This is a genomic window from Enterococcus sp. AZ191, from assembly GCF_051713845.1.
Taxonomy (GTDB): Bacteria; Bacillota; Bacilli; order Lactobacillales; family Enterococcaceae; genus Enterococcus_B; species Enterococcus_B durans.
The window spans coordinates 749457-769806 of the sequence record NZ_JBIOQS010000001.1 but is presented as its reverse complement, the minus strand read 5'-3'; the positions used below and the strand labels follow the sequence as shown (position 1 = coordinate 769806).

The window sequence follows — 20350 nt, the reverse complement described above, 5'->3', positions numbered from 1 at the left end:
TTCAAGCGATAAATAGATTTTTATAAAAAAAAATGTGAGAATTCTCGCTTTTTCATATAATTTTAATAAAATAGTGAAAAAACGATAGTTATAAACAATAAAACGCACGAAACAATCTATGTCTCGTGCGTTAATTTTCATTTTATGAGGCTTCTTCCTCTGAAAATTGACTGTTATACAAATCAGCATAAAATCCATTTTTTTCCATCAAAGCATCGTGATTACCTGTTTCAACGATCGAACCGTGATTCATAACGATAATGTTATCTGCATCACGAATCGTTGACAGACGGTGAGCTACCACGAAACTTGTTCGTTTTTCTAATAAACGATTCATCGCTTTTTGAATCAAGATCTCAGTTCGTGTATCTACACTAGAGGTAGCTTCATCCAAGATCAAGACATCTGGATTAGCAAGAAATGCTCGAGCAATCGTAATCAATTGTCTTTGACCTTGAGAAATGTTGCTAGCATCTTCATTTAATACTGTATTATAGCCTTCAGGTAACTTACGAACAAAGTCATCGACATGGGCTGCCTTAGCTGCTTCGATTACTTGCTCATCCGTTGCATCTTCGTTCCCATACTTGATGTTGTCATAGATCGTCCCTGTGAATAACCAAGTATCTTGAAGCACCATGGAGAACTGTGCACGTAAAACATCGCGTGAAAGATCTCTCGTGTCAACACCATCGTAACGAATGCTTCCGCCCGAAACATCATAGAATCGTTCTAACAGGTTGATCAAGGTGGTTTTCCCTGCCCCTGTAGGTCCTACTATAGCAACCATTTCTCCCGGTTTTACATCTAAACTGAAATCAGTCATCAATAAACTATCCGGAGAATAGCCAAATTGAACATTTTCAAAACGTACTTTGTAAGGTGTATCTTTTTCTACTGGCAATCCTGATTTTTCCTCTGTCATCTCTGCTTCGTCTAAGACTTCAAAAACACGTTCTGCAGAAGCAACTGTTGATTGGATCGTGTTCATCAAACTTGCTAGCTGCGTGATTGGTTGTGAAAATTGTGTCGTATATTGCAAGAAGGCTTGAACATCACCAAGGGACATATTCCCATTCGCAACTTTGACACCCCCAAGAACAGCAACAAATACATACCCCAAGTTTTTAACAAAGTTCATCAAAGGCATGATGATTGCTGAAATGAACTGAGCTTTCCAGCCTGCCGCGTATAGTTTTTGATTTTCTTCTTCAAAGACTTCTTGGTCTTTTGCTGTATGGTTAAATGTTTTAACGATCGTATGTCCACTATACGTTTCTTCTACCTGATTATTTAAAAGTCCTAGACTCTTTTGTTGATCAGCAAAGAATATTTGTGATTTTGGCGCAATGATCATGACGATGATCAAACTTAAAGGAATCATCAATAATGCGACCAACGTTAACTGCCAACTGATAGAAAGCATCATGACGATAACCCCGATCAATGTGACGGCACTCGTTACAAATTGCGTCAAGTTTTGTTGAAGCGTATTTGCAATGTTATCCATGTCATTGATAGCTCTAGACATGATGTCCCCATTTGTATGTGTATCATAGTAAGAAATAGGTACTCGGTTCATTTTTGCTTCTAGATCATGTCGTAGTTCATACACTGTTCGTTGTGAAACTCTAGTCATGATAAATTGTTGTAAAAAGTTGAATACCGCAGAAATCAAATACATTACGATAACTGTCGCAATGATTTGTGCAATTTTGTCAAAATCAATCGGAAATTTTGATATCTGTTGGCCTGCTTGCATCTGTTTAGCACCTGCCATGACACCATTGAATATTTCCGTTGTCGCTTTCCCTAATACTTTAGGTGTTTGGATTTGAAAGATTACAGCTGCAATCGCCAACACAAAAACGGCAATTATCGCAACTAAACGTTTGGACATATACCCAGATAATCGTCTAACTGTTCCCCAAAAATTCTTAGGTTTTTCTCCTTTAACGCCAATGTTGCGTCCAGGTCCATGTCCGCCACCCATTGGTCCACGAGAAGGTTTCGTATTTTCTTTACTCATGTAGATCCTCCTCTCTCAATTGCGAATGAACGATCTCTTGATACGTTTCATTTGTTTTAAGTAATTCATCATGTGTTCCTTTACCGACTAATTTCCCTTCATCTAATACTAAGATCGTATCAGCGTCCATAACAGTACTTACACGTTGAGCAACTAATACCGTAATGCTTTGTGTCATATTTTGTTTCAATGCTTGGCGAAGATTTGCATCTGTTTTAAAGTCTAAAGCTGAAAATGAATCATCGAAGACATAGACATCTGCTGGTTTGACTAAAGCCCGTGCAATAGCCAGTCGTTGTCTCTGACCACCAGAGAAGTTCCCGCCGCCTTGTTCTACATGGCTGTCTAACCCATCTTCTAATTCTGAGACAAATTCTTTCGCTTGAGCAATTTCTAATGCTTTCCAAATCATTTCATCAGTTGCATCTGCTTTACCATATTGCATATTTTCTCTGATCGTTCCAGAAAAGAGCATCGCTTTTTGTGGAACAAAGCCCATCAATTCTCTCAAATCATATTGCGTCACTTCACTGATACTTGTTCCATTGATCTTGATGGCACCAGATTCAATATCATATAAGCGTGGGATAAGATTGACTAAAGTCGTTTTCCCTGAACCAGTACCTCCAATGATTGCAACGATCTCCCCAGATTTGGCAGAAAAATCAATATCTTCTAAGGCTAATTTCTCCGCCCCATGATAGCGATAATTGACATGCTCAAAGGCAAGTGTGGCATTTTTTCCTGCAAGAGCCAATTTTTTAGGATCTTTAGGGTCATTGATTCCTACTTCTTCATCTAGTACTTCATTGATACGATCAGCAGATGCTTGTGCTCTAGGCACCATGATAAAAATGGCTGACAGCATCATGAAGCTAATCAAAATCTGCATCGCATATGTCATGAATGCAATTAGGTTCCCTACTTCTAAAGTCATATCTGCTATGTAGTGACCACCAAACCAGGTAATTGCTACATTTGTTCCACTCATGATCAATGTCATCATCGGCATCATCAATGCAACGATCGTGTTTACTTTAATCGCTGTATTCGTATAATCTTTATTCGCTAAATCAAAACGATTTTCTTCAAATCGTGTTTTATCAAAGGCACGAATAACACGTACGCCTGTTAGTCCTTCACGAAATACCAAGTTCAAGCGGTCTGTCTTTTTCTGCATGCTCTTGAACAAAGGAACAGCAAAATACATGATCCCACCAATCAAAATGATCATGACAGGGATAACAACTAAGAAAATTTTCGTTAATTCATGGTCTTTTTGATAAGCTAAGAAACTTGCACCCACCAATGTAATCGGTGCATTGATCATCATTCTTAGAAACATTTGCGTAACCATTTGGATCTGGGTCACATCATTGGTTGTTCGCGTAATCAAAGAAGCTGTTCCATATTTATCAAAGGCGTCTTTGGTCAAGCTTTCTGATTTTTTATAAACATCTGTACGTAACTGTTTTCCTAATTTCTGTGATTCTCGTGTTGCAAAATAGGTATTTGCAATTGCCGCAAAAATACTGATCAAAGAAAAGCCGATCATGACAAAACCAGTCTGCCAGATATAATCGACATCTCCTTTTGCTACCCCTTTATCAATAATATTAGAGGTCAGTGTCGGCAAGTAAAGATCTGCGAAGACTTGGATAACCATAAATATCGTAGCAGCAATCGCCGAAGTCAATGATATCCGTTTAAAAACTTTTAGCATGTAGTACCCTTCTTTCTATTTATACACTCCATTTTTCAACCAAGACAATTTCAATTTGAATTCTTCGATTGCTTGATCAACAGAGTAATCTTTGGATTTTGAGAATGTTTTATAAGAATGAGCGATTGTCGTAAAAAATGTACTCATCACTACTTGGATCAGTAATTCCATCTCATGATCATTTTTGATTTTTAGTGTGGTGCGATCAATCAACTCAACCAATTCTTTCGCATCTTGTCTATGCTCTTCATGGGGGTGATGCTGATCTCCTCTAGCGTGGGGTACCACTTTACGAGAAGCACGATAATCCATATTCATGAATAAATTTCGATAAAAATCAGCATTTTCTCCCACTAAGATATCCCGTATCATCTTTGTAAAATATAATTCGAATCCCTTGAACAAATCACCATCGGCTTCTTTCATCAATTGGATCATGCCTCTAGAACTATCACGTCGCACTGTTTCAAAGTAATAGAAATAAAGATCTTCTTTGTCCTCAAAATATTGATAAAAACTACCGCGAGGGATTTCAGCTATCTTCACAATATTAGCGATAGAAGCATCTTTTAACGGGACTCTTGAGAACTCAACTCTTGCTGCTTCTAACAGTCGTTTCTTTTTTTCTTCAGGTAAATGAAAAAAAGTCTGCTTAGGCATAGGTAGCCTCCTTCCTTCTAAAAATGACACTCTGTCATTATAACACCAGGTAATTGTTTTGCAAGTGATTTGCATGATTTTTTTCATGAAAACAACTGTTTTTTTATTTAAAATGGAACCTTTATAAAAAAGCTTGATAGCCTTTTCCCTTTCAAGTAAACTTATTTTGTTAGCCACATAACAACAATTATAAAAGGAGAGATATTATGGCATCAGTATTAGTAGTAAAAGGTCACCCTTTAACTGCACAAGAATCTCGTTCAGTTAAAGCATTATCTGCTTTTTTAGATAGTTACAAAGAAAATCATCCGGACGATGAGGTTACCGTCCTAGAACTTTACCGTGATGATATCCCAGAAATCGATGAAGAATTGCTTTCAGGTTGGGAAGCGCTTCGTGCAGGTGCTGAATTCTCTACTTTATCCGAAAGCCAACAACACAAAATTGCTCGTTTCAATGAATTGACGGATCAATTTCTTGCTTCAGATAAAATCGTTATCGCCAATGCTTTATGGAATTTGAATATTCCTACAAAACTAAAAGCTTGGTTCGATACTGTCAATGTAGCTGGTAAAACATTCCGGTATACTGAAAATGGTCCAGAAGGATTAGTTTCTGGTAAAAAAACATTGCATATCCAATCAAACGGCGGAGTCTACAATGGTCAAGACTTTGCTTCACAATATGTCAAAGGGATTTTGAACTTTATCGGTATCGATCAAGTCGATCAATTATTTATTGAAGGTATCGACTATGCTCCTGATCGTGCAGAAGAATTGATGCAATCAGCTTTGGATAAAGCCACAGAATTTGGTAAAACATTCTAAATCGATCATCAAAAAATTTTTAAAAGAAAAAAGATTCAAAAAATAGGAATTTCTGAACCGATCTCTAAAAAGTTAGTGGACTAGCTTTTAAAGATCATTACAGCCTATTTTTGAATCTTTTTTTATAACTCGTTATTTTTTTCTTCATATAAACTAGAAATAGTAGTGTACCATTCGAAGACATGTGAAATGATCACTTTCGCAGCAGCATATACTGGAATCCCTAAAATCACACCGATGATCCCAAATAATTTACCAGAAGTCAGCAACACTAGTAAGATGGTGACAGGATGAATTGCTAACTGATTTCCTAGAACAAGCGGAGAAATCAAACGCCCTTCGATTGTTTGCTCCAAAGCAAAGACGATCAGCACTTTCACTAACATCACTGGCCCTGCAACGATTGCTAAAAACACTGCTGGAATCATTGCTAAGAATGATCCTAGATAAGGAATAAGGTTTAAAAATCCTGCGACTATCCCTAGAGTAACTGCATAATCCAGACCAATAATCGCAAAACCGATCATAAACATGATTGCTACAGCAAACGCAACAGTTAATTGTCCACGGATATAAGAAGATACTTGGTCATTCATTTCCCCTAAAACTTTTAATGTTGGTTTCCGCATACGAGTTGGCAAGAATTTAACAAAATACGGTGCAAGTTGTTTCCCATCCTTTAATAGATAGAAAAGAATAAATGGCATCGTCAACACAGCAACCAAGACCGTCGCTACAGCCCCGACAAAACTACCCAAACTTTGAACGGTACTTTTAGAAATATCTTGTAACATATCTCCAGCTGAGCTTACGAACTTTTCTCCCGAAGATTCCAATTGATCTCTAAACTGATTAAATAGCGGGTCCCTTAAAATCTCCGTCAATTTATTATCGATCGTATCTACATATTTAGGAAAATTACCGACAAAACTGACTGTTTGCTCTTGGATTTTAGGAATGATAACCACTGATCCCCAAACAATCAAAGCCACAACAAGAACAAATAATCCAATGATACTGTAGATTCGCGGTATTCGTTGTTTCTCTAAATAATCGACCACTGGATTCATCAAATAGTACAAAATACCCGCTAAAATAATCGGCAAGCCAACAATCGCTAAAAACTGCCAGATTGGTTCAAATAAATAGGATACTTTCGTAAATAGAAAAACGATGAGTAAGACTAAAAGCACCACTAATAATGACGTCACGACCTGATTATTCAAGAACCAACGCCAGAACCAAGAAATAGGTCTTGATTTTTTATTTTTTTCTTCCATTTTTCCACCTACTTGTATTTAATCTCTGTACCTACATGGAGTTCAGGAAGTTGATGTGGTGATAAATAGATACCATTTGCAATACCACTGTCTTCCGTATGACTATCAAAAATTAACGTGACGTGTCCAACAGAAGTCAAATTTTCATTCGCCATCGTTCCCACATAATCGATTGTATATTCTTGCTGATCAAAAGAGATCATTCCACCTTTCTTCAATTGAAAGGCTTCTTTTGAACTGATCTCTTGAATAATTGAGTAATTTCGCAAGGCAGATGTTGCTGTTTGATCGAATAGAATCAAGATTGGTTCTTGATCGCTCACTGCTTTGGCGCCAATTTCTTTTATCGTTGCATGAATCATAACATTCTCTCCCTCACTACAAAAAATTTCTTTGCGTACAAAACAAGTATAACATATTCTCTTTGTTTAACCGCCATGAATAGTTATGTGCTAAAATAAAAAAAGAAACCTATTTCATAAAATTTCAGGAGGGATAAAATGATGGAAAAAATCATTTTAGGGACATATACAAGACGTGTCAGTGAAGGAATTTATACAATCAATCTGGATAACGAAAAGGGTGAATTGACAGGTCTAGAATTAGCAACGAAAGAAAATAGCCCTACTTATTTGACGAAAAGCAAGGCTGGTAATCTTTACACTGTCACAAGTATCGATGGACTAGGCGGAGCTGGTGCATACGATCATGAATTTCAGTTTTTGAATGCGGTAACAGAATCAGGAGCTCCTTTGTGCTATGTAGCCGTTGATGAAACAAGACAACTCGTTTACGGCGCAAATTACCACAAAGGTGAAGTAAATGTTTACCGTATTCTTGAGAATGGTGGATTAGAAGCTACAGATGCAGTATTTCATCAAGAAGAAACTGGTCCGCACAAAAATCAAGACCATGCTCATGTCCACTACACAGACTTGACGCCTGATGAACGATTAGTTGTTTGTGATCTGGGAACAGATCGTGTCTATACGTACGATGTGTCAAAAGAAGGAAAATTGACTGCTGTGGCTGAATTCGTTGCAGAACCTGGAACTGGCCCACGTCATCTTGTTTTTCATCCGACAAATCAAAAGATTGCTTATTTATTTGGCGAATTAGATAGTACGGTCCGCGTACTACAATATGATGCAGCACACGGAAGCTTTACTGAAAAACAAAAAATCAGTACTTTACCCGAAAATTTCCAAGGAGAAAATGGCGGCGCTGCGATCCGTATCTCTAAAGATGGCAATTATGTCTATGCTTCAAATCGTGGGCATAATTCAATTGCTGTGTTTGCTGTTTCGCCTGATGAGTACACCTTAGAAAACATTCAAATCATTTCAACTGAAGGGGATTTTCCAAGAGATTTTGCACTGGATCCAGAGAATAACTATCTAGTCTGTGCAAACCAAAACACGGATAATCTTACTCTTTATTCCCGTGATGCAGCTACTGGTTTACTGTCAGTACGCCAAAAAGATATTTATGCGCCAGAATGTGTCTGCGTTTATTTTGACTGATCATGGAGGAACGAAATGGACAAAGAAGAAGTTTTAGATCGTCTACGAGAAGACTTGGAGATTCCTTTCTTTCAAGGAAAAATTGAGGACAAAGTCTATAGTGAAGAAGACTATCAGAAAATAAAAAATGATTTGATCAAGTATTTTGATGATTATGTAAGAAATGTGGAAAATTAAAAAAGCGTGTTGGTTTGAGTTACACTGAATCAAAACCATAACTAAAATGAACGAGGATGGTCCTTCTTACTGCTTGGGGCCATCCTTGTTTTGAATTCAAGATATCCCACATACGTTCTTTGCTCTTCCTTCATTTCGTGTAGTTTTTTATCATTGAGCAATGCTAAAAACATCCAATCTCATTGTCATTGAGAACTTCTACAACATTCGCCATTTGTTCATTTGATTTCTTTCAATAGAAAGCACTAGAAATAGCCCTTGTGAAAATAAGAAGACAACCACAGAAATCAAACAGTAGATTCTCGTGGTTGTCTTCTTATTTCTCAGAGTTGGATACTTATTCGAACACGCTCTTTACTTGATAGCACCGACTAGTTGCTGAATAAATTTTTGAATGTCTTCTTTCGTGTTGCCATAACCAAAGCTGATCCGAATCGATTCTTTCAAGATTGGTGTGTCTTTTCCATACATTGCTTCTAATACATGGGAAGGTTCGATATTCCCCGCTGTGCAAGCTGACCCAGTGGAAATAGCGATACCATTAAGGTCTAATTTCATTAACAGCAAATCATTTACGACCCCTGGCAAACGAAGGTTCAGCACGTGAGGCAATTTATTTTCTAGGTCCCCGTTTACTTGAACATCAATCCCTTGTTTTTCTAATTCCTCTAAAATCATTTGTTGGAATCCCGCATATTTTTCACTTCTCGCTTCACGTTCTTCAATCGTTAGAAGTTCTGCTGCTTTTGCCATTCCCCAGATTCCTGCAAGATTTTCTGTTCCAGCACGGCGTTTTTCTTCTTGTTCACCACCTAGAAGCATTGCGGGAATATTGACCCCATCTTTCTTATATAAAAAGCCGACCCCTTTAGGTCCATTGATTTTATGCGCTGAAACGCTTAGTAGATCAATACCTAGATCTTTGGGATGGATCGTTTGGTTGCCATAAGCTTGGACTGCATCGGTATGGAAATAAGCAGGATGCTCGCGTAGTCTTTCTCCGATCTCCTTGATTGGCATCAAGTTCCCGATCTCATTGTTCCCGTACATGATCGAAACTAGGATCGTATCTTCTCTTAAGGCTTGTTCAAAGTCTTCCAATGAAATATTTCCTTTTTCATCTACAGGTAAATAAGTAACCTCAAATCCTTTTGTTTCTAAATACTTCATCGCATTCAAAACTGCAGGATGTTCGATGGCTGTAGTGATCAGGTGCTTGCCTTCCGCTTTTCTTGAAAAAGCTGTTTCTAGGATTGCCGTATTATCTCCTTCTGTTCCACCACTGTTAAAAATGATTTCATGGTCATTCACCTGCAAAGTATCCGCAATGATTTGTCTAGCGGTCTCTAATTTTTCGTGCGCCAAGCGACCAAAGCCATGGATACTTGACGGATTTCCGAATGTTTCTTGCATGATCATAGTCATTTCAGTGATTACTTGTGGATGCATCGGTGTGGTCGCCGCATGATCCAAATAAATTTTTTCCAACTTTTTTCATCCCTTCCAGATATAACTAGGCACATTCTAGCACAGAATATCAAAGTTACCAAAAATAAAAAATAAATTCGCTCAACTGCTTACTAAGTAGAAGCTAGTTGGGCGAATTTCTATTTGTCCTATCGCTAACGATTAATCAAACTCTTTTTCTTCTAGACGGAACAATGGACTCATTGGTGTATTTTCGTGGATACGTTTTACCGCTTCTCCCATCAATTCAGAGCATGTAACGATCGTCATGTTTTCTGGATGACGATCTTCAGTTGTGAAGACAGAATCAGTGATACAAATATCTTTGATTGGCGCGTCATCTAAGATTCGTTTTGCAGGAACAGATAATAACCCATGAGATGCACAAGCATAAACATCTTTCGCACCATTTTCTTTCAATACATTCGCTGCACGGGCAAATGTCGCACCAGTATTAAGGATATCATCTACCATGATACACGTTTTTCCTTGTACGTTCCCGATCACATAACCGCTATTCACATCAGCATCATCTGCGTGGTCTACGATTGCCAGTGTACTATTCAGATATTCAGAAAGGCTTCTAGCACGTTGGACACCACTATTTTTTGGTGAAACAACAACAATATCATCCCCCGTCAAACCAAGTTGACGATAATAATGAGCAAACAAAGGCATTGTAAATAAATTATCAACAGGGATATCGAAAAATCCTTGTACTTGGACAGTGTGTAGATCCAAAGTCAGCACACGAGTTGCACCAGCTTCTTCAATTAGATTAGCAATCAATTTCGCTGTGATTGGTTCGTGTGGTTTTGCTGTGCGGTCTTGTCTTGCGTACCCATAATAAGGTAGTACGACATTGATCGTTTTGGCGCTTGCACGTTTCATCGCATCGATCATGATCAATAATTCGAGATAGTGATCATTTACAGGCGCATTGGTTGACTGTACGATGTACACATGATCACCACGGATACTTTCTTCAATATTGATCGAAATTTCACCATCACTAAATTGTTTTACGACACTTTTTCCTAGTTCTGTTCCAAAGACCTTCGCAATTTTTTCTGCTAATGGACGATTCCCATTCAAACTAAAGATTTTCAACGTGTCATCCTGATACTTTTTACTCATGTAGTCCTCCCCAAACTTCTCTATTCTTCGATAGTTTAACATACTTTGCCAATATTTTCTGGTAATTTCTGCAAATAATTACGGAAGGGAAACTGTTCCATTCCCCCAACTTGCAGGAATTATTCGTTGATAATCTCCCCAATTATCGTGGACTTTATAAAAACGTTCACCAGAGACAGATTCATAATACGCATATGCTGTCACCCAATGATTGCCATAAGGACTGCCAAGTATTTTCAAAATCCCAACCATCACTGGTTTTCCTTGACGGATTCTTTTGGTGGCTCGTTGCCAAGAACCGATGATCGTATTTCTAGAAGAAAAAGGATTGCCTGTTTTTTTCAAGAATCTCGATAGCCCACCACTTACTTGAAGTGGAATGGTCGGTAACCCTAAAGGCTGGATCATTTTTTTCAATTCACTGCTGATAGGCTCATCTATCGGTGATCCTTTTTTTCGAATCTCTTCAGGAAGTGATAACTCATCGCGAAAGTCTTGATAATAAGCAAGTAAAACAGCTGCTGCATAAGTTCCGCAAAGATAGCCCGAAGGTGTGCGCCATTTTTTATAAGAAGCAAAACGTTTTGCAGGTAACCCCACCCAACAATCGAGCAGATATGCTTTGCCTTTTTTTCTTCGATTCCATTCCAGTGCTTTTTCTAGCAAATCATTTTCTTCAGAAAAACAACTTGTCTTTTCTGCCATCGCAGTAAAAATGGTCGAACGCCCAATAGCATCAGCGTACGTATCTTCTGTCGAGCAATATTCTACTGGCTTTCCAGTCTGATCAACAATGAGATAGCTTTCATTCTGAAAAATCATGGCTAGATACACTTGTCCCTGATCCGTGAGCAGCTTTTCTGTCGCCGATACGCTCTTTGCTTCACCATCTATTATAAGATACGCAGATCGTTCAACTTTATTTTTCAAGCTCAATCACCTCCGTTTCTTTCATTATAAGGGAAATAGGGGCAAAAACAAATCAGTTTGACTAGGGAACAGTGCCTTCTCTTTTCATAGAAATCCCCATTATTTCTAAACTTCTATTCCTTTCCATTGTTTATTCAGTGATTTTATACGATAATAAAAACATTAAATAAAAAGGAGCGATGAGTAAATGAACAAAGAACTTTTAAAACAAGATTTTTATGAAGCAGTAAATGAAGAATGGCTCAAAACTGCCAAAATACCAGCGGATAAACCCGTTACTGGCGGATTCCAAGAATTGGTTGTTGGGATCGATGACCTATTAATGAATGAAATTGACGAATTACTCGCACACCCCGAGTTCGTTCCATCTGAAAAAATGGCTCATTTTCTTCGCTTTTACCAAATTGCAAATGATTATGATAGAAGAAATCAATTAGCAGAAAAACCATTACTTCCACTGCTTGAACGTATTGAAAAAGTCAACTCATTTGATGCATTGAACCAGCAGCTTCCAGAATGGGTACTTGATAGTTTACCTCTCCCATTTTCACTTGACGTAGATGCGGATATGAAAAATGCACAAACAAATGCCTTTTTTGCTTATCCACCTTCTTTATTCTTACCTGATAAAACATATTACGCACCAGAACATCCGAATGGTGCAGAACTATTAAACGTGTTCTTTGATATGATGGTCCAATTATTGGAGCTTTCTGGAAAAGATAAAGGTAAAGCTGAAGCAATCGTAGAACAAGCCATTCAATTCGATAAACTGATTGCTCCTCATGTAAAAAGTGCGGAAGAAAATGCAGACTACAGTAAAATGTACAATCCTCAATCATTTGAAGAATTTATCGGTCATACGGCTACGATCGATTTAGAAAAACTATCTGTTGGTTTACTTGGAACAACACCAGATAAAGTCATCGTAACTGATCCAGGATATTTTGACCATTTAGCTGAACTATTAACGACTGAACATTTTCCACTGATCAAAAGTTGGATGATCGTGCGAACGGTTCGCTCTTTAAGCAGCTATTTATCAGAAGAATTCAGACAAGTCAGCGACATTTTTTCTCGTACACTTTCAGGTACCGAAGAAGCAATGGCACCAAAAAAAGCTGCGTATTATTTGGCTTCTGGACAATTCGACCAAGTCGTTGGTGACTATTATGGGAAAAAATATTTTGGTGAGATTGCTAAAAAAGACGTAGAGAATATGATCAAAAAAATGATTCGTGTGTATAAAAAACGTCTGGAAGAAAATAGCTGGCTTAGTCAAGCAACCAAAGAAAAAGCTATAATCAAACTAGACAAATTAGGTGTCCAAGTTGGTTATCCTGAGAGCATTCCAGCTCGTTTCGATGCATATAAAACAGTCACTGCAGAAGACGGCGGCACACTACTCTCCAATGCCTTAGCTTTTAGTAAAATCGAAGCTAAAGATCGTTTTAGCAAATGGAATAAACCTGTTGATCGTTCAGAATGGGAAATGAGCGCAGATACTGTGAATGCTTACTATCACCCATTTAGAAATGTCATTGTTTTCCCTGCGGCTATCTTACAAGCACCTTTTTATAGCTTAAAACAATCAAGTTCCGCAAACTTTGGTGGAATCGGCGCAGTGATCGCTCATGAAATTTCACACGCTTTTGATAACAACGGCGCCAAGTTCGATGAGTTTGGTAATTTGAATAACTGGTGGACAGAAGAAGATCTGGAACAATTCCAAAATAAAGCCCAAGCGATGATTGACGAATTTGACGGCTTATCCCTTGCAGATGGTACTGTGAATGGTAAGTTGACCGTTTCAGAAAATATCGCTGATGCTGGTGGTTTAAGCTGTGCTTTGGAAGCAGCCCAATCTGAAAAAGATTTTTCATTTGAAGAATTTTTTGTCAGCTGGGCAACGATCTGGCGTACAAAAGCAAAAAAAGAATACCAACAGTTGCTTTTGCAAATCGATGTTCATGCGCCAGCTAAACTAAGAGCCAATGTTCAACTACAAAACATTGATGAGTTCTATGAAACTTTTGCAATCACTGAACAAGATGAAATGTACCAAAAACCAGAAAAACGCGTGCATATTTGGTAAAATGGTGAACAACATGCCTTGACCAAAAAGAGAACGAGGAGGCTGGGACAGGAGTTTCTCCTGCTCCCACCGTTTATTCGTTTTTAAAGAATGAGACAAAAGTGTTTCTTACTTTTGTCCCACGTTCTTTCCTCTTCAATTTCTCAAACCTAAACGACTTTTGTCTCGACCTCTTCCTCTAGATTTGAACACCAACGAAAATCAGAAGTTCAAAAAAATAATTCAAGTTTCACACTTCGATACTAATTTCTTCCATTTCATGAAATCCGTTAACTATTTTCATTCCTCTGACAATTGAATGCAGCGTGGAAGAACCTATTTTCGGATGATTTTCGCCCCTAAAGTAGTCTCAAAATGTTTCAATGCCCACGCATGTCCGATTGGATCAAAGCTTGCAACAGCATCTTCATAAATGAATAATTGATAGCCTAAATTATAAGCATCCACCGCTGTATGCAAGACACAAATATCTGTACAAACACCAGTCAAATAAAGGTCAGTGATTTTTCTTTCCCGTAAACGGATATCCAAATCTGTTCCGCTAAAAGCAGAATAATATCGCTTATCTATCCAATAGACATTTTCTCGTTGCTTATTTTCATCATACAGATCCTTCAGTTTACCGAATAGATCCCGGCCACTAGTGCCTATAAGGTTATGTGATGGAAACAACTGATTTTCCGGATGAAAATGATCTGCACTATCATGTCCATCGATTGCGAATATGACAAACTCTTCCTTATCAATAAAGTCTTTCGTGTGTGCAACCAGCTGGTTTTCAATGGCTTGGCCCTCTTTAGCTGTCGTCAGCTTTCCGTCATCTGCAACAAAATCATACGTGTAATCTATCGAAATCAAAGCTTTCATATTAGCCTCTCCTTATACAAGATGTTTGACAAATTCAATAACCATCTCAGCTGAACGTTTCCCGGCATCTTCGATAAATTCGTCAAAGCTTTGTGTCGCTGAATGATCTGCTGTATCACTCATTGCTCGAACGATTAAAAATGGGATATTGAACTGGCGTGCTGTTTGTCCAACTGCTGCCCCTTCCATTTCACAAGCAAGTGCCTCTGGGAAATTAGTCAAAATTTCTTTTACTTTATCTGGCGAGTCGACAAAAGTATCCCCTGTAACGATCAACCCTTCTTTAACATTTAGATTCGCCGATTTGGCTGCTTTAGCCATCTCTGTTCGCAAATAAGTACTTGCTTCATAATATAGCGGCATGCCTGGTAATTGACCCGGTTCGTAGCCAAATCCAGTTGCATCCGCATCAAAATAAGCTACTTTATCAGATATAACAATATCACCAACACTTAAGCCTTCACCGATTCCGCCAGCAGAACCAGTATTGATCACCATATTTACACCATATTGTTGGATCAATAAACTTGTTGTCACTGATGCCAATACTTTACCAATTCCTGAACGAACAACGATTACCTCATGTCTTCCAAGTGAGCCAGAAATAAATAATGCTCCTGCTCGTTCCCAAGATAATGGTTCACTTAAATTTTTTCTTAAGATTTTTACTTCTTCTTCCATAGCGCCAATAATACCGATTTTCATTTCATTTCCTTCTTTCTAAATAAATGCCACTGCTAAAAATACAGCACATAATAGTACAATAACAATAATCAAAGATTTCATCAAAAATGAATTCCATTTTTTTGTTTTTTCACGTTCACTGACACGCGTTTTTGTTATGGGTTTATTTTTTTTATTTTCTTTACGATAAAAACTAGCGATCTTCTTTTCTTCTTGTTGGTACGCGGCCTCTTCTTTCCTCTGCCTCTTTAGTGATTCTTGGGCTTGCGTCTGCTGTCGTCTACGTAGTTCACTTCTCGTAATCAGCGGTCCTTTGGCCATCAACCGATCCCTCTTCCCTTCATCAATAATTCCCAATATTGAACAGCATAAATCGTTTTTTGCATCACAGATCACTTGATCCGCCATTGCTTGCTTTGCTTCTTCTAATGTAAGAGCATATAATTCCAAAACTTCATCTTCATCTTGCGCAAGTGGCTGTGCTATTTTCTCTAAATCAGTTGCATGATAAATATACAGCAGTTCATTTGCAAACCCCGGTGACAGATACATAGACGTTAAATGCGTCAGTTTTCCAGGGCGATAGCCCGTCTCTTCTTCGAGCTCTCTGGCAGCTGTTCGCTCCAGTTCCTGTCCTTCACCTGGATCTATTTTGCCTGCTGGAATTTCTAATATCACTTTTTCTAATGGTTTACGGAATTGCTTTACTAAGAGCAATCGGTCAGCTGTATCAAAAGCGATGATCCCCACTCCTCCAGGGTGAAAAACCAATTCACGCTTTGCCGTTTTTCCGTCTGGTAATCTGACATCATCCAATGCCACGTCGATGATAGCACCATGATAGATTTCTTTACGATTGATCGTCTTTTCTTCAAACTGTTCAAATTTAAGCATCGCTTTCCCTGCTTTGTTTTGTAATGATAACTGCTTTCGTTTATTTTTTCAATTTTTCTTGAATCATCCTATTTAGTTTACCATAGCAAAGCTTAGAAATTCTCTAAATCTTTAAAATCCTTCTTTAGTCCGATACTATTTATGATAGCTATTGTGCTAAAATAAGGATGTAGATGATAAGAGGAATTCAGTTACTCATGAATGTAAGAAAAGATGGAGGGCTTAATATGTTAAAACGAAATTGGCGATGGATAGTAGCTTTACTAATAGCTTTTTTTTATATCCGTGTGAGTGGTTATTCTTTGATCACGCTACTGCTGGTAGTAGGAACAGTTTTTATCATTTGGGGACTATTCGGTTCTAGCAAAAAGAAAAAAAGACCGGCAGAAATACCTGATCTTTCAAAAGAATTAGAAGCACATTACGAAGAAAGTGGGATGACCCCAAGCGAAATCACTTTTTTCAGACAAACAATGAATCAGACAAAGACAGAGATCAGCCAACTACAACAAAATATGCAGCAAACAGCAAAACTTAAATCAATCGATCTTCGACATGATACGGTCAAAGCAGCTAAGGCACTCTTTAAAGAATTAGTGAAAGAGCCCCATCGTTTGCATGAAGCAAGTCAGTTTCTTTATACACACTTGCCAAATCTAATTGATTTGACCAATAAATATATCGAGATCAATGATCATGAGATCAAAAATAAACAGACTTATGCAAAACTAGAAGAAAGTGCAGTGATCATCGATCAATTAGCTAGCCTGATCGCGCAAGATTATCAAAAATTCGTATCGGATGATCTAGATGATCTAGATGTAGAGCTATCAATTGCCAAACAAAGCTTAAAACGAGATAATGAACTAGAACGAGAATCGAATCAATAGAGGCAGTACGTTACTCTTTAGCCCCTTAATCAGAAAGAGCGTGGGACAAAAGTAAGAAACACTTTTGTCTCATTCTTTAAAAACGGATAAACGGTGGGAGCAGAAGCAACTCCTTCTTAAATAAGCCGAAATTTACAAAAATTTGAAAAGCAATTTTCGTTAATTTCTTCTTATTTCTCGGAGTTAAACACTTCTGTCCCAGCCTCTTCTCTTATTTATTCTATATCCGATTCGCCCGTTATGCGCAAAAATAGGTCACTTAAATCCAAAATAGGATGTTTGATCCACTATCACGCGATTGCATTCCTATCACTTTATTTATATGATGAAAGAAAGTAGTTTCAATGAACCACAAGGAGGAGTTTTAATGGTAAACAATCATCCAAACGAACCGAAAGATATTACCCCTGTCAATGATACGTTAGAAGACTTATTGAACAATCCGTTTTCTACTCCGACAGATAAATTGACCCAAACGCAACAGAACGAAATCAATGCGCTTCAAGAACAGCAAACAGCGACACGACTAATTGATAAATTACCTGCTGAAAGACAAGAACAAGCCAAAGAATTAGCAGCAAAAATCGATGCAAATGATGCGCAGTCAGTCATTAGTTATGGTTCTGCCGCCCAAACAAAATTGAGTGAATTCTCGCAATCGATGCTGAACCATGTCCAAGCACAAGATATTGGTCCGGTTGGTGATTCTTTAACGGAATTGATGTACCGCCTTCAAGAAGCAAATCCAGATGAACTGCGTGCAGGCGAAGGAAATATTTTTCAGCGTGTCTTCGGAAAAGTCAAACAATCCATTTATGAAGTCACTGCAAAATATCAAAAAATCGGTGCGCAAATCGACAAGATCTCTATTAAATTAGATAAAGAAAAAGATGGCTTATTAAAAGACAACTTGATGTTAGAGCAACTTTACCAAAAAAATAAAGATTATTTCGATGCACTCAATATTTATATTGCTGCCGGTGAATTAAAGATGGAAGAACTTCAAACAAAGATCATTCCTGAAGCAATGAAAAAAGCGGAAGAAACAGGAGATCAAATGGATGTACAGATTGCAAATGACTATACGCAGTTTCTAGATCGTTTAGACAAACGTACACACGACCTACGTTTAGCAAGACAGATCACGATCCAACAAGCACCACAAATCCGTTTGATTCAGAACACGAACCAAGCATTGGCAGAAAAAATCCAAGCATCGATTGCTACAGCGATTCCTCTATGGAAAAACCAAGTGGTCATTGCCTTAACGCTTCTTCGACAAAAAGATGCGGTGACTGCACAAAGACAAGTGTCAGAAACAACAAACGACTTATTGAAGAAAAACTCAGAAATGCTTAAAATTTCTGCTATTGAAACTGCAAAAGAAAACGAACGTGGGATCGTTGATATCGAAACATTGCAAACCACTCAAAATGATTTGATTGAAACAATCCGAGAAACCCTACGTATTCAACAAGAAGGAAAAGAAAAACGTCGTCATGCAGAAGTTGAATTAGGCAACATGGAAGATGACTTGAAACAAAAATTATTGGATTTGACACAATAAATTTGCTCCTCTTCCTTTGAAGAAGAAAATTCAATCTATACGAAAAAAGAAGGAGAATGACAAAAAACTTGTCGTTCCCCTTCTTTTTTCGTATAGTTTGCGAGAAATAGCTTTTTCGAATAGCAAGTCAAGATAAAGTTACACTAGGATTTTTGTAAAGTTCGTCTTTTTTTTCAAATCAGCATCTAGCAAGGCATCTCTTTTATTCATTCATCTTACTGTGTTTATACCCGTAACCAAAATAAATGATCAAGCCAAGCACCATGACAATGCCAAAAACAAGCCAAGTTATAGGTTGTAACCGCAGCATCAAAATGAAACATGTGAGAATTGAAATGAGTGGCAGGATAGGGACAAAAGGTACTTTGAACTCACCTGCTTTGGGTTTTCCAAACATTTTTCTTAATTTCAAAAGTCCTAAGCTGACTAGCATCAAATATGTCAGCGCCATGATGTTCGTTAATTCAGCTAAGATGTTCAAAGGGAAGAAGCCCGCAAAGAATAATGCAGCACCCCCTGCTACATACGTCGCTTTTCTAGGCGTCCGATGCTTCTCATCGATTTCTGTCATAAATTTAGGTAATAGTCCATCTTTACTTACAGCAAATAATAAGCGAGCTAAAGAATACATCATCGAAATCGTTACGGTGAGTAAGGTCAAGATAGCGCCCACTGCGATGATTGCACCGATTGTTCCATGACCAACATAGCGCATCGCAAATGCCACTGGGTCTGTTACACCTAATTCTGTGTAAGGTACGATCCCAGTCAAGATCAACGTCACGATAATATAGAGTGCCGTAGCAATCAAGATCGACCCAATAATGCCTTTAGGTACATCCTTTTGTGGATTCTTCACTTCCTCCGCTGCCATCGCCACAGAATCAAATCCTAAAAAGGCAAAAAAGACTAAAGCAGCTCCATCTAAGACACCAGAAAAGCCAAAAGGTGTAAAAGGCTGCCAATTTTCAGGTTTAACGAAGAAAATACCAACAACGATGAATAACGCGATGATGCCGAACTTCACGAATACCATCAGGTTGTTCAATCGTAATGCTTTTTTCGCTTCTAAAGAAACGATATACGTGACAAAAATCACGACAAGCACTGCAATCAAATCAATATAAGTTCCATTCTCAGAATTGTAGCCCCCAGTCAATGCATGTGGCAAGCCAACCCCTAAACTCTGTAAAAAGCCTTGGACATAGCCTGACCATCCTGAAGCAACGGATGAGACAGCTAATAAAAATTCACCAATCAATAGCCAGCCTGTTAGCCAGGCAGCAAATTCACCAAATACCACATATAAATAGGCATATGGTCCACCGATCACTGGGACTCTTGAGGCAAATTCAGCAAAACTCAGTCCTGATAAAATGACAACGATTGCAGCCAAGACAAATGAAAGTGACAGTGCTGGACCCGCATTTTGATTGGCCGCAACCCCTGTCACTACAAATATTCCCGTACCGATGATTGCACCGATACCTAACATGATCAAATCCGTTGTTTTAAGATCTTTTTTCATCCCACTCGTCTGATTGAGATTGATTTCCTTCTTACGAAACAAATCCATTGAAGTTCCTCCCCATTTTAGGTT

Annotated in this window: 18 protein-coding genes and 1 pseudogene; 6 read left to right on the top strand and 13 right to left on the bottom strand. The window is 38.1% G+C overall.

The window, feature by feature from the left end; all coding sequences use genetic code 11:
• Positions 1–142: 142 nt before the first annotated feature.
• Genes IGI47_RS03690 through IGI47_RS03680 form a run of 3 tightly spaced genes read right to left on the bottom strand, consistent with a single transcriptional unit; the run spans position 143 to position 4412 of the window.
• Positions 143–2029 carry an ABC transporter ATP-binding protein gene (locus tag IGI47_RS03690; RefSeq protein ID WP_438783359.1) on the bottom strand — a complete coding sequence of 629 codons (1887 nt, stop codon included), beginning with the start codon at positions 2027–2029 and terminating at the stop codon, positions 143–145.
• Positions 2022–3752, bottom strand: a complete 1731-nt coding sequence (locus tag IGI47_RS03685; RefSeq protein ID WP_311930290.1) for an ABC transporter ATP-binding protein — start codon at positions 3750–3752, stop codon at positions 2022–2024. The genes IGI47_RS03690 and IGI47_RS03685 overlap by 8 nt, the downstream gene beginning before the upstream one ends.
• A 15-nt stretch (positions 3753–3767) precedes the next feature.
• Entirely contained in the window at positions 3768–4412 is a 645-nt protein-coding gene (locus IGI47_RS03680) for a TetR/AcrR family transcriptional regulator (protein WP_438783357.1), read from the bottom strand.
• Positions 4413–4618: 206 nt separating this feature from the next.
• Between IGI47_RS03680 and IGI47_RS03675 the strand changes: the two genes are divergently transcribed.
• Positions 4619–5239: an NAD(P)H-dependent oxidoreductase gene (locus IGI47_RS03675; protein ID WP_311930288.1), complete on the top strand. Its 621-nt coding sequence runs from the start codon at positions 4619–4621 to the stop codon at positions 5237–5239.
• A gap of 122 nt (positions 5240–5361) precedes the next feature.
• On the opposite strand, the gene IGI47_RS03670 is transcribed toward IGI47_RS03675, so the two are convergent.
• Together IGI47_RS03670 and IGI47_RS03665 are read right to left on the bottom strand one after the other, a co-directional pair.
• Complete coding sequence (locus IGI47_RS03670) at positions 5362–6519, bottom strand: AI-2E family transporter (protein ID WP_311930287.1); 1158 nt, start codon at positions 6517–6519, stop codon at positions 5362–5364.
• Positions 6520–6527: 8 nt separating this feature from the next.
• On the bottom strand, positions 6528–6881 hold the full coding sequence (locus tag IGI47_RS03665; protein WP_104661183.1) for a PTS glucitol/sorbitol transporter subunit IIA: 354 nt from the start codon (positions 6879–6881) through the stop codon (positions 6528–6530).
• A 138-nt stretch (positions 6882–7019) separates the two neighbouring features.
• Between IGI47_RS03665 and IGI47_RS03660 the strand changes: the two genes are divergently transcribed.
• A complete protein-coding gene (locus IGI47_RS03660; RefSeq protein WP_311930286.1) occupies positions 7020–8042 on the top strand; it encodes a lactonase family protein in 1023 nt (340 codons plus the stop codon).
• A 15-nt stretch (positions 8043–8057) separates the two neighbouring features.
• Positions 8058–8219 (top strand): hypothetical protein, encoded by a 162-nt coding sequence (locus IGI47_RS03655; RefSeq protein ID WP_095443729.1) that lies wholly within the window; start codon positions 8058–8060, stop codon positions 8217–8219.
• 354 nt (positions 8220–8573) lie between these two features.
• On the opposite strand, the gene IGI47_RS03650 is transcribed toward IGI47_RS03655, so the two are convergent.
• From IGI47_RS03650 to IGI47_RS03640, 3 genes are all read right to left on the bottom strand, one after another.
• Entirely contained in the window at positions 8574–9707 is a 1134-nt protein-coding gene (locus IGI47_RS03650) for a cysteine desulfurase family protein (RefSeq protein ID WP_438783356.1), read from the bottom strand.
• 141 nt (positions 9708–9848) lie between these two features.
• Positions 9849–10823 (bottom strand): ribose-phosphate diphosphokinase, encoded by a 975-nt coding sequence (locus IGI47_RS03645; protein ID WP_311930284.1) that lies wholly within the window; start codon positions 10821–10823, stop codon positions 9849–9851.
• Positions 10824–10901: 78 nt separating this feature from the next.
• Positions 10902–11753 carry a dihydrolipoamide dehydrogenase gene (locus IGI47_RS03640; RefSeq protein ID WP_311930283.1) on the bottom strand — a complete coding sequence of 284 codons (852 nt, stop codon included), beginning with the start codon at positions 11751–11753 and terminating at the stop codon, positions 10902–10904.
• Positions 11754–11940: 187 nt separating this feature from the next.
• Here IGI47_RS03640 and IGI47_RS03635 point away from each other — a divergent pair, with 187 nt between their 5' ends.
• Positions 11941–13848, top strand: a complete 1908-nt coding sequence (locus IGI47_RS03635) for a M13 family metallopeptidase (RefSeq protein WP_311930282.1) — start codon at positions 11941–11943, stop codon at positions 13846–13848.
• A gap of 315 nt (positions 13849–14163) precedes the next feature.
• Here IGI47_RS03635 and IGI47_RS03630 read toward each other — a convergent pair whose 3' ends face one another.
• From IGI47_RS03630 to IGI47_RS03615, 4 genes and pseudogenes are all read right to left on the bottom strand, one after another.
• Positions 14164–14715, bottom strand: coding sequence for a cysteine hydrolase family protein (locus tag IGI47_RS03630; RefSeq protein WP_438783355.1), 552 nt, complete (start codon positions 14713–14715; stop codon positions 14164–14166).
• 12 nt (positions 14716–14727) lie between these two features.
• The gene (locus IGI47_RS03625; protein ID WP_081135837.1) at positions 14728–15420 is read right to left on the bottom strand and encodes a 5'-methylthioadenosine/adenosylhomocysteine nucleosidase; all 693 of its coding nucleotides are present in this window, start codon (positions 15418–15420) and stop codon (positions 14728–14730) included.
• A 15-nt stretch (positions 15421–15435) separates the two neighbouring features.
• Complete coding sequence (gene macP, locus IGI47_RS03620; RefSeq protein ID WP_081135834.1) at positions 15436–15720, bottom strand: cell wall synthase accessory phosphoprotein MacP; 285 nt, start codon at positions 15718–15720, stop codon at positions 15436–15438.
• Positions 15720–16293, bottom strand: a pseudogene (locus IGI47_RS03615) (NUDIX hydrolase). The gene macP and the pseudogene IGI47_RS03615 overlap by 1 nt, the downstream one beginning before the upstream one ends.
• A 227-nt stretch (positions 16294–16520) precedes the next feature.
• Here IGI47_RS03615 and IGI47_RS03610 point away from each other — a divergent pair.
• Positions 16521–17183 carry a 5-bromo-4-chloroindolyl phosphate hydrolysis family protein gene (locus tag IGI47_RS03610; RefSeq protein WP_081135829.1) on the top strand — a complete coding sequence of 221 codons (663 nt, stop codon included), beginning with the start codon at positions 16521–16523 and terminating at the stop codon, positions 17181–17183.
• A 367-nt stretch (positions 17184–17550) separates the two neighbouring features.
• Positions 17551–18750, top strand: a complete 1200-nt coding sequence (locus IGI47_RS03605; protein WP_438783354.1) for a toxic anion resistance protein — start codon at positions 17551–17553, stop codon at positions 18748–18750.
• Between the two features lie 202 nt (positions 18751–18952).
• On the opposite strand, the gene IGI47_RS03600 is transcribed toward IGI47_RS03605, so the two are convergent.
• Entirely contained in the window at positions 18953–20326 is a 1374-nt protein-coding gene (locus tag IGI47_RS03600; protein WP_311930277.1) for an APC family permease, read from the bottom strand.
• Between the last annotated feature and the right edge of the window lie 24 nt (positions 20327–20350).

Bases quoted from the DNA above. Each gene is read 5' to 3' on its own strand.
- IGI47_RS03690 (WP_438783359.1), bottom strand. From the start codon at position 2,029: ATGAGTAAAGAAAATACGAAACCTTCTCGTGGACCAATGGGTGGCGGA.
- IGI47_RS03685 (WP_311930290.1), bottom strand. From the start codon at position 3,752: ATGCTAAAAGTTTTTAAACGGATATCATTGACTTCGGCGATTGCTGCT.
- IGI47_RS03680 (WP_438783357.1), bottom strand. From the start codon at position 4,412: ATGCCTAAGCAGACTTTTTTTCATTTACCTGAAGAAAAAAAGAAACGA.
- IGI47_RS03675 (WP_311930288.1), top strand. From the start codon at position 4,619: ATGGCATCAGTATTAGTAGTAAAAGGTCACCCTTTAACTGCACAAGAA.
- IGI47_RS03670 (WP_311930287.1), bottom strand. From the start codon at position 6,519: ATGGAAGAAAAAAATAAAAAATCAAGACCTATTTCTTGGTTCTGGCGT.
- IGI47_RS03665 (WP_104661183.1), bottom strand. From the start codon at position 6,881: ATGATTCATGCAACGATAAAAGAAATTGGCGCCAAAGCAGTGAGCGAT.
- IGI47_RS03660 (WP_311930286.1), top strand. From the start codon at position 7,020: ATGATGGAAAAAATCATTTTAGGGACATATACAAGACGTGTCAGTGAA.
- IGI47_RS03655 (WP_095443729.1), top strand. From the start codon at position 8,058: ATGGACAAAGAAGAAGTTTTAGATCGTCTACGAGAAGACTTGGAGATT.
- IGI47_RS03645 (WP_311930284.1), bottom strand. From the start codon at position 10,823: ATGAGTAAAAAGTATCAGGATGACACGTTGAAAATCTTTAGTTTGAAT.
- IGI47_RS03635 (WP_311930282.1), top strand. From the start codon at position 11,941: ATGAACAAAGAACTTTTAAAACAAGATTTTTATGAAGCAGTAAATGAA.
- IGI47_RS03630 (WP_438783355.1), bottom strand. From the start codon at position 14,715: ATGAAAGCTTTGATTTCGATAGATTACACGTATGATTTTGTTGCAGAT.
- IGI47_RS03625 (WP_081135837.1), bottom strand. From the start codon at position 15,420: ATGAAAATCGGTATTATTGGCGCTATGGAAGAAGAAGTAAAAATCTTA.
- macP (WP_081135834.1), bottom strand. From the start codon at position 15,720: ATGGCCAAAGGACCGCTGATTACGAGAAGTGAACTACGTAGACGACAG.
- IGI47_RS03610 (WP_081135829.1), top strand. From the start codon at position 16,521: ATGTTAAAACGAAATTGGCGATGGATAGTAGCTTTACTAATAGCTTTT.
- IGI47_RS03605 (WP_438783354.1), top strand. From the start codon at position 17,551: ATGGTAAACAATCATCCAAACGAACCGAAAGATATTACCCCTGTCAAT.
- IGI47_RS03600 (WP_311930277.1), bottom strand. From the start codon at position 20,326: ATGGATTTGTTTCGTAAGAAGGAAATCAATCTCAATCAGACGAGTGGG.